This is a genomic window from Pseudomonas sp. S1_E05, assembly GCF_056337105.1.
Genome location: NZ_JBFRHM010000001.1, coordinates 2,124,858 through 2,138,783 on the forward strand (window position 1 = coordinate 2,124,858; position 13,926 = coordinate 2,138,783).

Annotated in this window: 14 protein-coding genes; 5 read left to right on the forward strand and 9 right to left on the reverse strand. The window is 59.9% G+C overall.

Going from position 1 to position 13,926, the window contains the following annotated elements:
- The first annotated feature begins 32 nt into the window (after positions 1 to 32).
- Together AB4N33_RS09780 and AB4N33_RS09785 are read left to right on the forward strand one after the other, a co-directional pair.
- Positions 33 to 938 carry an aminotransferase class I/II-fold pyridoxal phosphate-dependent enzyme gene (locus AB4N33_RS09780; protein ID WP_476457149.1) on the forward strand — a complete coding sequence of 302 codons (906 nt, stop codon included), beginning with the start codon at positions 33 to 35 and terminating at the stop codon, positions 936 to 938.
- A gap of 17 nt (positions 939 to 955) precedes the next feature.
- On the forward strand, positions 956 to 1,678 hold the full coding sequence (locus tag AB4N33_RS09785) for a type 1 glutamine amidotransferase (protein WP_476457150.1): 723 nt from the start codon (positions 956 to 958) through the stop codon (positions 1,676 to 1,678).
- Positions 1,679 to 1,761: 83 nt separating this feature from the next.
- Here AB4N33_RS09785 and AB4N33_RS09790 read toward each other — a convergent pair whose 3' ends face one another.
- The 5 genes from AB4N33_RS09790 to AB4N33_RS09810 form a co-directional block, all read right to left on the reverse strand.
- Positions 1,762 to 1,956 carry a DUF1289 domain-containing protein gene (locus tag AB4N33_RS09790; RefSeq protein ID WP_368554328.1) on the reverse strand — a complete coding sequence of 65 codons (195 nt, stop codon included), beginning with the start codon at positions 1,954 to 1,956 and terminating at the stop codon, positions 1,762 to 1,764.
- Positions 1,940 to 2,329 (reverse strand): hypothetical protein, encoded by a 390-nt coding sequence (locus tag AB4N33_RS09795; RefSeq protein WP_476457151.1) that lies wholly within the window; start codon positions 2,327 to 2,329, stop codon positions 1,940 to 1,942. Before AB4N33_RS09795 ends, AB4N33_RS09790 begins: the two co-directional genes overlap by 17 nt.
- Positions 2,330 to 2,361: 32 nt before the next feature.
- Positions 2,362 to 3,291: a CDF family Co(II)/Ni(II) efflux transporter DmeF gene (gene dmeF, locus AB4N33_RS09800; RefSeq protein ID WP_476457152.1), complete on the reverse strand. Its 930-nt coding sequence runs from the start codon at positions 3,289 to 3,291 to the stop codon at positions 2,362 to 2,364.
- A gap of 7 nt (positions 3,292 to 3,298) precedes the next feature.
- Positions 3,299 to 3,574, reverse strand: a complete 276-nt coding sequence (locus tag AB4N33_RS09805; RefSeq protein WP_460126092.1) for a metal/formaldehyde-sensitive transcriptional repressor — start codon at positions 3,572 to 3,574, stop codon at positions 3,299 to 3,301.
- Positions 3,575 to 4,040: 466 nt separating this feature from the next.
- Entirely contained in the window at positions 4,041 to 4,814 is a 774-nt protein-coding gene (locus AB4N33_RS09810; protein ID WP_460126094.1) for a ParA family protein, read from the reverse strand.
- A 151-nt stretch (positions 4,815 to 4,965) separates the two neighbouring features.
- On the opposite strand from AB4N33_RS09810, the gene AB4N33_RS09815 reads away from it, so the two are divergent.
- Positions 4,966 to 5,859: a LysR family transcriptional regulator gene (locus AB4N33_RS09815; protein WP_460142040.1), complete on the forward strand. Its 894-nt coding sequence runs from the start codon at positions 4,966 to 4,968 to the stop codon at positions 5,857 to 5,859.
- On the opposite strand, the gene AB4N33_RS09820 is transcribed toward AB4N33_RS09815, so the two are convergent.
- The 4 genes from AB4N33_RS09820 to AB4N33_RS09835 all read right to left on the reverse strand — a co-directional run bounded on the left by AB4N33_RS09820 (position 5,847) and on the right by AB4N33_RS09835 (position 10,651).
- Positions 5,847 to 7,013: a (R)-mandelonitrile lyase gene (locus AB4N33_RS09820; RefSeq protein WP_476457153.1), complete on the reverse strand. Its 1,167-nt coding sequence runs from the start codon at positions 7,011 to 7,013 to the stop codon at positions 5,847 to 5,849. The genes AB4N33_RS09815 and AB4N33_RS09820 overlap by 13 nt on opposite strands.
- A 622-nt stretch (positions 7,014 to 7,635) precedes the next feature.
- On the reverse strand, positions 7,636 to 8,562 hold the full coding sequence (locus tag AB4N33_RS09825; RefSeq protein WP_476457154.1) for an acyltransferase family protein: 927 nt from the start codon (positions 8,560 to 8,562) through the stop codon (positions 7,636 to 7,638).
- Between the two features lie 349 nt (positions 8,563 to 8,911).
- The gene (msrA, locus tag AB4N33_RS09830; RefSeq protein ID WP_476457155.1) at positions 8,912 to 9,418 is read right to left on the reverse strand and encodes a peptide-methionine (S)-S-oxide reductase MsrA; all 507 of its coding nucleotides are present in this window, start codon (positions 9,416 to 9,418) and stop codon (positions 8,912 to 8,914) included.
- Between the two features lie 39 nt (positions 9,419 to 9,457).
- On the reverse strand, positions 9,458 to 10,651 hold the full coding sequence (locus tag AB4N33_RS09835; RefSeq protein ID WP_476457156.1) for an MFS transporter: 1,194 nt from the start codon (positions 10,649 to 10,651) through the stop codon (positions 9,458 to 9,460).
- 94 nt (positions 10,652 to 10,745) lie between these two features.
- On the opposite strand from AB4N33_RS09835, the gene AB4N33_RS09840 reads away from it, so the two are divergent.
- Both AB4N33_RS09840 and AB4N33_RS09845 read left to right on the forward strand, forming a co-directional pair.
- Entirely contained in the window at positions 10,746 to 11,672 is a 927-nt protein-coding gene (locus AB4N33_RS09840; RefSeq protein WP_476457157.1) for a LysR family transcriptional regulator, read from the forward strand.
- 135 nt (positions 11,673 to 11,807) lie between these two features.
- Positions 11,808 to 13,661, forward strand: coding sequence for an ABC transporter ATP-binding protein (locus AB4N33_RS09845; protein WP_460126108.1), 1,854 nt, complete (start codon positions 11,808 to 11,810; stop codon positions 13,659 to 13,661).
- Positions 13,662 to 13,926 lie beyond the last annotated feature (265 nt).

The window sequence follows — 13,926 nt, forward strand, 5'->3', positions numbered from 1 at the left end:
TGACGACACCCTCCTCCCGGAGTTACGAGGAGATGGGCGAGCAATGGCTGGCGCCTGATTGCCCTGCCCATTTGAGCCTTGAATTGACCCATGGCGCGGTCGATGCCATCGAGCGTCTGGCTGCCGCGCTGCTGGTTACGGGCGACGGGGTGGCCATCGAGGATCCCGGCTTTCTCGGCACGATCAATGCGCTGCGCCTTGGCGGCATGCGCACCCTCGGGGTTGAGATCGATCAATACGGCATGACCCCGGCTTCGCTTGACGCAGCCCTGGCCAAAGGCGCACGGGCGGTACTGATCACCCCTCGCGCCCACAATCCGTCAGGCTGCAGCCTGTCCAGCCAGCGCGCGCAGCAACTGAAGAAGGTCCTGGGCAAGTTTCCCGAGGTGGCCGTGATCGTCGACGATCATTTCGGCCTGCTCAATGAAACGCCCTACTACTCAGTCATCCCGCCCGGCACTGCACGTTGGGCGCTCGTGCGCTCGGTCTCCAAAGGGCTCGGCCCGGACCTGCGTGTGGCATTTGTCGGTTGCGATGGACTGACTGCCGCACGCCTGCGCACCCGACTCGCATCGGGCATGAGTTGGGTCAGCCACATTCTTCAGGCGGCCGTGATCACGGGCCTTAAATCCGGGGAATCGCTCGCCCGAATGGATGAAGCCCGGGCCGGCTACGCGCGACTGCGCGATGAACTGTGTGCGGAACTTGCCCAGGCCGGAATCGACATCACCAAACCTGACGGCGGGTTCAACGTCTGGATTCCACTGCCCAGGGACGCGAAGGACGTGGCCTATGAACTGGCCAAGAAAGGCTGGTTGGTTCGCCTGGGCACCGCCTTCGATGTCGATGGACATTCGCAAGCCCTGCGCGTGACCGTCTCGCACCTCAGGCCCCATCAGGCCAGGGCCTTCGCTCGCGACCTGAAAGCCTGCCTTTGATCACTGGAGGAAAAACGATGAACGTACATTTTGTGGTCCACGAAGCCTTTGAATCACCTGGCGCGTATGAAACCTGGGTCAAAAATCGCGGTTATAAGACCCGCTACTCCCGCGTTTATCTGGGCGAGGCACTACCGCAGAGGCTGGACGACATCGATCTTCTGGTCGTCCTCGGTGGTCCGCAAAGCCCCTCGACCACGCGGGAAGAATGCCCGCACTTCGACGCAGCGGCCGAATGCGCATTGATCGCCAAGGCCGTGTCGGCCAACAAGGCAGTGGTCGGCGTGTGCCTGGGCGCTCAACTGATGGGTGAAGCGTTGGGCGCGAAATGTGACCACAGTCCGGAAGCGGAAATCGGCAACTATCCGATCACCTTGACCGACGCCGGCAAGGCAAATGCCCACGTCGCGCACTTTGGGCCAACGCTTGAGGTTGGCCATTGGCATAACGACATGCCGGGCCTGACCGCGGATGCGCAAGTGCTCGCATTCAGTGAGGGTTGCCCCCGGCAGATCATCCAATACGGCCGGCTGGTGTACGGATTCCAGTGCCATATGGAATTCACGCGTGAAGTCATCGAGTTGCTGATTGGAGCGTCCGGAGGCGATCTGGACGCAATGATTGACCGGCGCTTTGTCCAGCAGCCTGAGGTCCTGCGAGCGAATGATTACACGCAGATGAATCAGAAGCTGTTTGGTTTCCTGGATGCGATCGTCAGCGATTATCAGGCAACGCGATAGCATTGCTCATGATCGTGGATTTCGTGAGCAGGGAAAAACATCGGATCTACGTGGTCGAAGGCAAGCAAAAGGGTGGGAATTCCCTAAGCCTGGGCCTTGCTCTTCTTTTTGTTGATCGCTTTCAGGCGCGCCGTGGCCTTTTGCACGGCCGCCATTTTTTCCGGACGCTTCATGCCACGCCATTTTCGGATCTCTTCGCGGGTGCGGCCACAGCTCACGCACAGCTCGCTGTTCAACTGGCACAGCGAGACGCAAGGGTTTTCAATGTCCTTGGCCATGCCGACTCCCCTTGCGTTGGCGTGAGTCGATGCGCGCCGCCCAATCACCACCGTGCAGGGCTTCGCAACGCTCCTGCGAGTCGAATTCGACATGGCGTGCAATGTCTTTCACGCTGATGCCGATCTCTTCAAACGCGGCCAGGGTGAGTGCCTGCATCCTTGCTTTAGCCTGCCCGGAGATGGCCTGGTCGTGGTGGACATCGCTATCGAATACCCAGGTGACGATCAGGCTCTCTGGAAAACGCGTGTAATCCACCCGATGGGTCAGCCATTCAAACCCGACGATCTCGCTTTTTGCCGCCTCGCAGGCGATGGTCAACGCACGCGCCAGCTCGCGCTCCATGGCGCTGTATTTTCGTTTCAATGACGCCATATCAGTGTTCTTTACCAGCGTGACGGGACGGCTCAGGCCGTGCGGTACTCAACGGTCAGGTGCGTGACTTCGTGGACAGGCTGCAACGCCTTGCGCACATCGTCGGCCGAGGATTGTGCCGGACCCTGCACACTGACGATCGCCGCCCGCGCCTGGGGGCCCACGCGCCAGACATGCAGGTCGACGATGCGCAAGGCTTGCGACTGCGCGAGCAGTTCGCGGATCTCGTCGGCCACGTGCTCATCGGTCCTGTCCAGCAACACTGAGGCGGTGTCCTTCATCAGCAGCCAGGCCCAACGGGCAATGACCACCGCACCGACGATGCCCATGGCCGGGTCGAGCCACACCCAGCCGAGGAACTTGCCGGCCAGCAAGGCCAGGATGGCCAGCACCGATGTGACGGCATCGGCCAGCACGTGAACGTAGGCCGATCTCAGATTGTTGTCTTCGCCGTGGGCGTGATCGTGATGATGGTGGTGTGCATGGCCATGGTCATGCCCGTGATGATGACCGGCGGCGCCGGCCAGCAGCAGCGCGCTGACGATGTTGACGGCGAGGCCGAGCACGGCGATCCAGATGGCGGTGCCGAACTGCACCCGGGTCGGCTCGAACAGGCGCATCACCGATTCGACGCCAATGCCCAGCGAGATCAGGCCAAGAATCAACGCCGAGGCGAAACCACCCAGGTCGCCGACCTTTCCGGTGCCAAAACTGTAGGCGCCGTTGTCCGAATGCTTGCGCGCAAAGGCGTATGCGGCGGCGGCAATGCCCAACGCCCCGGCGTGGGTGGCCATATGGAAACCATCGGCCAGCAGCGCCATGGAACCGGTCAGGTAACCCGCGGCAATTTCACCGACCATCATCACCACGGTCAGGATCACCACCCAGAGCGTGCGTTTGGCGTTGTCGTCGTGGCTGGCGCCGAGGAAGTCATGATTGTGTGTGTAATCAACGGTACTCATGCTGTCCTCACTTGGAATAACGGCGAATGGCTTCGAGCAGCTCTTCGACACCTTGCGCCCGCTCCTCATCACTGAGGCCAGGCTTGGCCACGTGTTCGCGGGCGTGGTCCTCGATGATTTCGTCGAGCAGGCCGTTTATGGCGCCACGGGTGGCCGCCACCAGGTGCAACGTCTTCCCGCAGTCCGCCTCGCCTTCCAGCGCGCGTTCAATGGCTTGTACCTGGCCCGCGATGCGCCGCACGCGCTTGAGCAAGTCATCTTTTCCTGCCTTGGTGTGCGCCATAGCATACCCCCTACCCTATGATGGGCGCCATGATGCGCTCTGATTGTCACGGTGGCAAGGCCCGTCCCTGGACGACGCGCTCGTTGACTTGGACAGGTTCGAAAGCCAACGCCCCTCGCCGAAGACCTTCGCAATCAACAGGAACCAGGCGGAATGCCGTCCTTATTGTAATCCTTCAAACGCTCGCGCTCCTGTTCCGTGGAGTGAATCGGCACATCGTCTTCAGGCTCATCTCTCTTCTCGTCCGTCATGGCTGCTCTCCTGCAGGTAAACGCATGGATTTCACGTTCAGGCAATCGCGTTGATCGCGCGCGAGCATCTGCGTGGTCAAGTCATAGGCCTGGTCGGCCGCATCCTTGAGTAACTGCCAGTCGTGCGGATTGATCCGCAGCCGCAATTCATCGGCACGCTGGATTTTTCCGTCGTCAAAGTTCCAAAAAGGAATGCAACGCCCACCCCCTTGTGGTCAGCTCGCGCGCTCGAGGGCCGAAAACAGGTTAACGAATTCCCTCGACAATTTATGCCGTGGCGCCAGGTGAATCATTGGCACCGACGCTTCATGGGACTCACGCATCTTGATCGTACTGCTCAGATAATCCGGCAACACCGGTAAGCCTTCGGCTACCAGTTCGTCGATCAAGGCCTGATGCAAACGGGCACGCGCCTCGAACTGGTTGACGACCACCCCTTCCACCACCAGCGACTCGTTATGGTCGGCACGCAACTCCGCCACCTGGGCGATGACGTTGTAGAGCGCCTGGCGAGAAAAGGTGTCGCAATCGAAGGGAATCAACACGCGGTTGGCGGCGATCAATGCGCTGATGGTGTAGAAATTCAACGAGGGCGGCGTGTCGATGTAAATGCGTTCGTAATCTTCGGACAGTGCCACCAGCAAACGGCGCAGTTTGTTGATCTTGAAGCGAGACTCGAGCTTGGTTTGCAGATCGGCCAGTTCAAGGCTGGCCGTGACCAGGTGCAGATTGTCGTAGCGCGTTTCGGTGATCGCCACGTGATTCTTCTTGCTGGCCGGTCCGCTGGACAGGCTTTGCTTGAAGAAGTCGGCGATGCCCATGGGGATTTCATCACCGGTCAACCCGGTCAGGTAATGGGTGGAATTAGCCTGGGGATCGAGGTCCACCAAGAGCGTCCTGTAGCCTTCGGTCGCACTGACCGCCGCAAGATTGCAGGCAATGCTGGACTTGCCCACCCCACCTTTCTGATTGAACACCACTCGACGCATGACAATACTTCCCTGAAAGAAAACTCCTACATCATAGGAATGAAACATTTCAGTAATATTTCTACGCGACGGTTTTATTGCATTTTTAAGACAGGTCCCCTACTCCGCATAAATGGCATAATCGCCCTTGGTTCATAACAGGTGCGCATGAATGTCCCTCGAAAGCTATGACCAATTGGCGATTTTTGCGGCGGTGGCCCAGGAGCGCAGCTTCACACGCGCCGCCGCCCGGCTAGGCATGTCGCAACCGGCGTTGAGTCGGGCCATGCGTCAGTTGGAGGAACGGCTGGGGGTCAGGTTGTTGGCGCGCACCACCCGCAGCGTCTCCCCCACCGAAGCAGGCGAACATCTGCTGAAAGTAATTGCGCCCCGGTTTGAAGAGATCGACACCGAGCTGGCCTTGCTCAGCGAATTTCGAGATCGGCCCGCCGGCAAATTGCGCATCACCGCAGGCGAGCATTCGGCAATCAAGGTCTTGCATCCGGTGCTCTCGAAACTGTTGCCCGACCACCCCGACCTGCACATCGAAATCATCGTCGACTACGGTTTCACCGACATCGTCGCCCAGGGCTTCGATGCAGGCGTACGGTTGGGACCACAGGTGGCCAAGGACATGATCGCGATGCGCATCGGTCCCGATATGCGCATGGCGGTGGTGGGCTCGCCCGCCTATTTCTCCCGCTACCCGCAGCCCATCATTCCCAATGACCTCACGACCCACAACTGCATCACCCTGCGCATGCCCACCCACGGCGGACTCTACGTCTGGGAATTCGAGAAAAACGGGCAGGAGCTGAACGTGCGCATCGAAGGCCAATTGGTGTTCAACAACATTGCCATGCGCCTGGAGGCGGCGCTCCAGGGCCTGGGCCTGGCTTACATGCCCGAGGACCTGGTGCAGGAACACGTGGCGCAGGGCCGGTTGATCCGCGTGCTCGAGGACTGGTGCGAACCGTTCTCTGGCTACCACCTCTACTATCCGAGCCGGCGCCAGAGTTCTCCAGCCTTCAACCTCTTGCGTGAAACCCTGCGTTACGACGGTTGATTCGCCTGAACCGTGTCCAATGCTTCACCAGCCCGTTTGGCGGCGGCCTCATCGCCCTGCCCAGCCAGCAACTGGATCAACTGGCGCAACTGCACAGGGGTCAGGCCGACCCGCAAGCTGGCCGCCATGTGCGAACGCAGTTGTGATTCCACCCCAGGTGTGACGGCGAGCGCAGCGACGGTCGCCAGCTCACGGCTTTGCCAGTCGAGGTTGTCGCGCTCGAAGATATCGCCAAAGAGGTGCGTCTGCAGGTATTGATTGATCACCGGAACGAAGTCGAATAACGGCCCTTGAACCGTCCCGCCAGCGATGCGCGACTGGTTGGCCTTACCGGCCGCCAGCAACTCGCTGCCCGTGGGAATGACTCGACCGGGCTCACGCCCCGGCTCATCCTGGACACCACGTTGTTTGCGCGCCTCGACCACTGTCATCAACTCGCCGAGGGCATTGAGGCTGCGCGGGAACCCGCTGTAGGCGTAGAGCTGCACCAGAATTTCTTTCGCCTCGCTGACGCTCAGGCCTGCATCCAACCCTTTGTTCAACGCCGTGTTGAGCGCCGGCATGTTGCTGGTGGCCATGGCTGCTGCGATCAACGGGATGCTTTGTTGTTTGGCCGACAGTGTTTGCAAAACCGCTGGTGCGACGACAGGCGCTTGTGTGTCGCGAGCGTTGTATTGCTCATCGGTGACCTTCTCCATCCATTCGGCATTTTTGCCGTCCACCGTGCCGGTGATGGCCAGGTGCGTCATACCGCTCGACGGCGCAGCGCCGTGCCAGTGCTTGACGCCCGGCGGGCAGACGATCACGTCGCCGGGGTGGATCTCTTGTTCCGGCTTGCCCCATTCCTGGATCAACCCTACACCGGACGTCACGACCAAGCGTTGTCCCGCTGGGTGGGTATGCCAGGCGGAACGCGCACCCGGTTCAAAATTGACGTAGGCGCCGGAAGCATTGATTGCATCACTGGTGGGAAACAACGGCTCGACGCGCACCCGCCCGGTGAACCAATGCTCAGGCCCTGCGACCGATGCCTGGGAGCCGGCGCGGGAGATCTGCTGCTCGGGCCGGCGTGGGTCATTTGCGTTGTCTGAGCCGGCAGCGTCGGCAAAAGGGGCTGCGGCGCACACCGCGAGACCGATCAGGGTGTTTTTCATGAAGGGTATCCTTTCGATTCGAATGATCGGAGGGAAAACTACCCTTCGCAAATTGATAGATAAACAGTGCCAATCGTATAGCGCTGATATCACCAATGCATAAATCACATCTGCCCGACATCCCCGCAGAGCCCTACGGCTCATCTGTAGGAGCGAGCTTGCTCGCGATGGTCGTCAACGATAACGCGGGCTGCCTGACACACAGCGGTGCCTGGGCCTCCATCGCGAGCAAGCTCGCTCCTACAGGGGAATGCAGTTGTCTGTGGGAGCGAGCTTGCTCGCGATGGTCGTGAACGATAACGCGGATTGCCTGGCACACAGCGGTGCCTGGGCCTCCATCGCGAGCATGCTCGCTCCTACAGGGGAATGCGGTTGTCTGCGGGAGCGGGCTTGCTCGCGATGGTCGTTAACGATAACGCGGGCTGCCTGGCACACAGCGGTGTATGGGCCTCCATCGCGAGCAAGCTCGCTTCTACAGGGGAATGCGGTTGTCTGTGGGAGCGAGCTTGCTCGCGATGGTCGTCAACGATAACGCGGGCTGCCTACCACGCGCGCAACGAATCGACGTTCGCCAGCGTGCGGATGAATGATCCCGAAAACGGCACGGGCAGCTAATTGGCGTTCACGTTGCGACAGATTGACTCGCCACTTTCCTCGACAAGGTCTTCCCGAACGCAATCCACCATTTTTCATAATAAAAGGTCGAGATATGCGCCACGAGGAAAATGGCACCAAACAACAAAGGACGCTTCAGGTATTTAATGACCGTATCCCCGCTACCCAGCCAGGTGTCCGCCAGCAGCGGATGAACGACATAAAGTGCGTAGGAGATCGTGGCAATGTAAAAGAGAATGCGATGATTCAAGAGCTGGTTAATGCGAGCTGAACTATTGAGCAATGTACTCCCCACCAACGCGGCGGCAAAATAAGGGCGCAAGTAATTCATGAAACCGCCCTCCGGGTGACAGGACACCAGGAACAGGAGAAGTAACAGTACTTGCGCGGCCCCAATCTTTCTCGGTTCTTTTACAAGTGCGCCGCCCAGCCCCTTGTGATAAATCATTGCAAGTATGCAACCCGTCAATATCTCATCGATTCGGTAATAGGTATTGATCGCTACGTGGACATCATTTATCACACGGTAAAGGGTAACGGCGATGCACAGACAAGGAATCATCACGACCCACTTGTTTCTGAAGAGAACGACCAGCAGCGCAATGGCAACATAGAACTGCGCCTCCATGCACAAACTCCACAGATGGCCATTCACACTTCCAAGGGCCATCGGGGGCCAGTTGGCAACGAACAGGAAGTTGGCGACGTAGAAATCCGGCGAGCTGTTCATGACGTATAACGCGACTGCCATATACAACCAGGCCAGGGGAACGATCCGAAAGAACCTGCGGATGAGAAAGTCGGTAACGCTACTGTGATTGAGCAGAAAGCTGGTGATCAGGAAGCCCGAAAGAGTAAAAAAATAGCCATGCCCATGACGCCTGCAGCGGCATTCAACTGCAAACTCTTTGGGCCAAGTGGTAACAGGTGACACGCCAGTACGAGCAGAATGCTCATGCCACGCCACCCATCAAGTACGTTTAACCGAGCGCCTGCTCCGGAATTATTATTCATATTATTTTCGCACGTTGAAGGGTGTCTTAATCAGCAGCATGCATCAGGTGCCGCTCCCGCACATCGCATCTGCAGCTGTAGTCTAGGACACTTTATGCGCAAAACACTTCGCGCCCGGAAAAAAATCCAGCCGCGAAGACCACGTTAAATACCTGTTTTTTGACGTTAAATTCGTGGCGTCCAGTGAGTCGCCCGTTTTTATGGCACAAACCCGCGAGCAGCCGATGTTGGGATCACCGGCCGTCGCGGGTCTTTCAGCGTACCGACACTCAACCGCGCTTGGGCAACTTCCAGTTCGGACGGATGAAATGGCAGGTGTAACCGTTCGGGATCCGCTCAAGATAATCCTGGTGTTCAGGTTCCGCTTCCCAGAAGGGTCCCGCAGGTTCGATTTCGGTCACCACCCTGCCCGGCCACAGCTTCGAAGCATCGACATCGGCTGCGGTGTCTTCGGCGATATCACGCTGCTGTTCGTTAAGGTAGTAAATGGCCGAACGATAACTGGGGCCCAAGTCATTGCCCTGACGGTTGGGTGTACTCGGGTCGTGTATCTGGAAGAAGAACTCCAGGATCTGCCGATAGCTGATCACTGCGGGGTCGAAAACGATCTCGATGGCTTCAGCGTGATTGCCGTGATTGCGATAAGTGGCATTGGGCACGTCACCGCCGGTGTAGCCAACGCGGGTTTGCAACACACCGGGATAGCGCCGCAGCAGGTCCTGCATGCCCCAAAAGCAGCCACCAGCGAGAATGGCGGTTTCGGTTTGACTGGTCATGATCTTTCGTTCCTCTCGGCAACGTGGATGGTAGCCATGTTATGAGGGCGTATTGGCTGATTCCAAGGTGGTTGCCGCAGGATCCTGTGTTGTGGCACGGCTGGCGAGGACCAGCACCATCAGCAACCCCAAGCCAGCCATCCCAGCACCCGCCAGGGAGATCGCCGGATAACCCAGGCCTGCATTGATCACGGCCCCGCCGAGCGCGGCACCGATCGCATTACCGAGGTTGAACGCCCCGATGTTCACGGCCGAGGCCAGGTTGGGGGCGTCCTTGGCGGCTTCCATCACGCGCATCTGCAGCGGCGGCACCAAGGCGAAGCTGGCAATGCCCCAGATAACGATGCTGATGGCAGCCGTCAGCGGCCAGCGCATCAGGACAGTGAACGCCAGCAAAACAATGATCAGCGCGCTCAGCGAGATGATCAGGGTGCGGTCGATGGAGCGATCTGCCGCCTTGCCGCCCCAGATGTTCCCCAGGGTCAAACCCACTCCGAACAGCACCAGCATGGCGGTGATGAATGGGCTGGAGGCGTGGGTCTCGCTACTGAGGATGGGCGCGATATACGTGAAGACGGTAAACATGGCGCCCGAACCCACGACGGTCAATGCCAGCGCCGCCAGGACCGGGCCCCGGCGCAAGACGCGGATTTCGGCGAGCACGCCACCACCTTTGGGTAGCGGCAGGTTGGGCAAAGCGAACCACAACGCGGCCATGGTCACCACACCCAAACCGGCGATGCCCCAGAACGCGGTCCGCCAGCCGAGCTGTTCACCCAACCAGGTCGCCAGCGGTACACCGCCGATGGTGGCCAGCGTCAGCCCCATGAACATCGCGGCAACTGCTCCGGCGCGCTTGTCCGGCGCAACTACGCTGGCGGCGACAATGGAGCCTACGCCAAAGAACGCGCCGTGGTTGAGCGAAGTCACGACGCGGGCAATCAGCAGGCTGTAGTAATCGGTCGCCATCGCTGACATCAGGTTACCCAGGGTAAAAATGGCCATCAGCCCGATCAACAGATGGCGCCGGGGAATCTTCCCGGTGGTCAGCGTCATCAGAGGCGCGCCAAGCAACACCCCCACGGCATAGGCGCTGACCAGCAGGCCTGCGGCAGGAATGGAGACGCCCAGGTCGGCAGCGATACCGGGCAACATGCCCATGGGGGCGAATTCAGTCACACCGATGCCGAAGGCACCCGTGGCAAGAGCTACAAGGGGTAGGTTTATACGCATGGCAAGGTCCTCATTTATGCCGCAAAGGTTACAATGTGTTTTTCCAGGCCAGAAGATGGCCTTTCTGGCAAACACCTTTGCGCACGAGGCACAAATGGATATCAACGGCCGGTCGGGTGAAATGGCGGTGTACGTCACCGTTGCAGAGGAAGGCAGCTTGTCAGCGGCGGCGCGCGCCCTGGGGCTGACACCCTCGGCGGTCAGCCGCGTCATCGCGCGCACCGAGCAGCGACTTGGCACTCGCCTGTTGCTTCGCACAACCCGGGCGATCACCTTCACTGCCGAGGGCGAGGCCTACTTACGAGGCGCTCGGAGAATTCTGGCGGACATGGCCGAAGTCGAAGAAGCCATCGCTGATCAAGGTGTCCCCCAGGGACGGCTGCGCGTGAGTGCCGCCCTCGGCCACGGCAGGATGGCCATCGTGCCCCTGGTGGCCGCGTTCAGCTCCCGATATCCGAACATCGTTGTTGATCTGACCCTGGGCGATGAGGTGGTCGACATTCTCGCCGGCCAGGCCGACGTGGCGGTGCGCTTTGGCGTTCTTCCAGACAGCCCCCTGACGGCACGCCGGATCGGCGAAACCGGCCAGGTCGTGGTAGCTTCGCCGCAATACCTGCAGCGCCATGGCACGCCGCAGGAACCGCCAGACCTGTTGCACCACAACTGCCTGCGGTTCAACTTTCGCCGCGCCCAGCCCGACTGGCCGTTCGCCCGGGACGGCCATGAGTTCTCCCTGAAGATCAACGGCAACATCGAATGCAGCAGTGGCGAGGCGCTCGCACAACTGGCTCGATTAGGTGCCGGTATCGCACGTATCGGCGCGTTCACGGTCGCCGAGGACCTGCAACGCGGTGAGCTGGTGGCCCTTCTAGAAGACTGGAACCCTGGTGATCGGGAACCGATTCATGCGGTGTTCGTGGGGGGTGCGGCCATGCCCGCCCGGGTACGCGTATTTGTGGACTTCCTGGTGGAGCATCACCGAATCCAGGCGCTGGGCGCCGAAAAGCCCGGGACACCCTGATGATGCCATCGGCGAATGACGTGAAAAAACAGCTTCTCATGTTTGCGGTTGAACGCGGCGGCGCACTGGACTCTCGAACCCTCAAAGCCCGCGTTAAATGGCAAAATCCTCAATTGATCATTCAGGAGAACCTCAATGCTTCGTGTGTTTGAACGAAGACTCGACCCTTTCCCACCCGACGAGCTTCCACCGCCACCGGTCGGCCTGGCTCGTTTTTTATGGGCCTGTACCCGAGGTGCTCGCGGCTACGTCCTCGCGTTTGCGCTGCTGAGCGCGGCCGTCTCGATTTACGAAGCCTGGCTGTTTTCCTTCCTCGGACAGGTCGTGGACCTCTTATCGAGCTGGAAGGCAGGCGGCGAAGTCAACATGCAGGAAAGCCGCGTGTTGTGGGGCATCGGGATCGTGCTGGTCACCAGCATCGGGCTGGTGGCGCTGCGCACCATGGTCCAGCACCAGATTCTGGCGATCAACCTGCCACTGCGCCTGCGCTGGGACTTCCACCGCCTGATGCTGCGGCAAAGCCTTTCATTTTTTTCCGATGAGTTTTCGGGTCGGGTCACCACCAAGGTGATGCAGACCGCGCTGGCCGTTCGCGAAGTGCTGTTCACCCTCATCGAGATCCTGCCGGGCATCGGTGTCTATTTCATCGCGATCATCGCCCTGGCGGGCGGCTTCGCCCTGAAACTGATGTTGCCGTTCATTGGCTGGATCGCGCTGTTCTCACTGGCGATGTTGTATTTCGTACCGCGCCTGGGCCAGGTCGGCCAGGAGCAGGCCAACGCCCGGTCTTCTATGACCGGGCGCATCTCGGACGCCTACACCAACATCACCACCGTGAAACTGTTCTCGCACTCCAGGCGCGAAGCGCATTTTGCGCGTGCGGCGATGGAAGATTTCAAGCAGACCGGTTTTCGCCAGATGCGCCTGGTCAGCCAGTTCGAAATTGTTAACCAGGCGCTGGTAGTGGGCCTGATCCTCGGTGCTGGCGGCTATGCCCTGTGGCTGTGGCACCAAGGCGAAGTCGGCGCGGGGGCCGTGGCGGCGATCACGGCCATGGCACTGCGGATCAATGGCATGTCTCACTGGATCATGTGGCAGATGACCTCGCTGTTCGAAAGTATCGGCACCGTACAGGACGGCATGGCCACCTTGACCCAGGGTCCCAAGGTGCAGGATGCACCGGACGCCAAGGCGCTGGTGCCCTCTGGCGGCGCGGTAAGCTTCGACAATGTGAGCTTCAACTACAACGGCGAACGCCAGGTGCTCGATGGTTTGAGCCTGCACATCCGCCCGGGCGAGAAAATCGGTTTGGTGGGCCGCTCCGGTGCCGGTAAATCCACGCTGATCAACCTGCTGCTGCGTTTTTACGACGTGGACGAAGGCAAGATCAGCATTGATGGACAGGACATCGCCCACGTAACGCAAGACAGCCTGCGCAGCACCATCGGCATGGTCACGCAGGACACGTCCCTGCTGCACCGCTCCATTCGTGACAACATCGCCTATGGTCGACCCGACGCCACCGACGAACAGATCCGCCGTGCCGCCATCAACGCCCAGGCCGACGGGTTCATCAACCAGTTGACGGACCCACAGGGCCACAGCGGCTATGACACCCTGGTGGGCGAGCGCGGCATCAAGTTGTCGGGCGGCCAGCGTCAGCGCGTGGCGATCGCCCGGGTGATGCTCAAGAATGCGCCGATCCTGCTACTGGACGAAGCCACCAGTGCCCTGGACTCGGAAGTCGAAGTGGCCATCCAGGAAAGCCTCGACGAGATGATGCAAGGCAAGACCGTGATCGCCATCGCCCACCGGCTCTCGACCATCGCGGCCATGGATCGGCTGATTGTCATGGACGACGGGCGCATCATCGAACAAGGCACCCACGCTGAACTGCTGGCGAAAAACGGCACCTATGCACGCCTGTGGCAGCACCAGAGCGGCGGATTCCTGGGTGAGGATCAGGGGGTGGTCGAGGCGGTGGAATAAAACTCCATCACCTACCCCTGCAGGTGTATGCGGACATCTGTAGGAGCGAATCTATTCGCGATGGTCGTCAACGATAACGCGGGAAACCTGACACCCCGCGGTGTTCTTCAGTCCATCGCGAGCGTGCTCGCTCCTACAGGGGAATGCGGACATCTGTAGGAGCGAATTTATTCGCGATGGTCGTCAACGATAACGCGGGAAGCCTGACACCCCGCGGTGTTCTTCAGTCCATCGCGAGCGTGCTCGCTCCTACAGGGGAATGCGG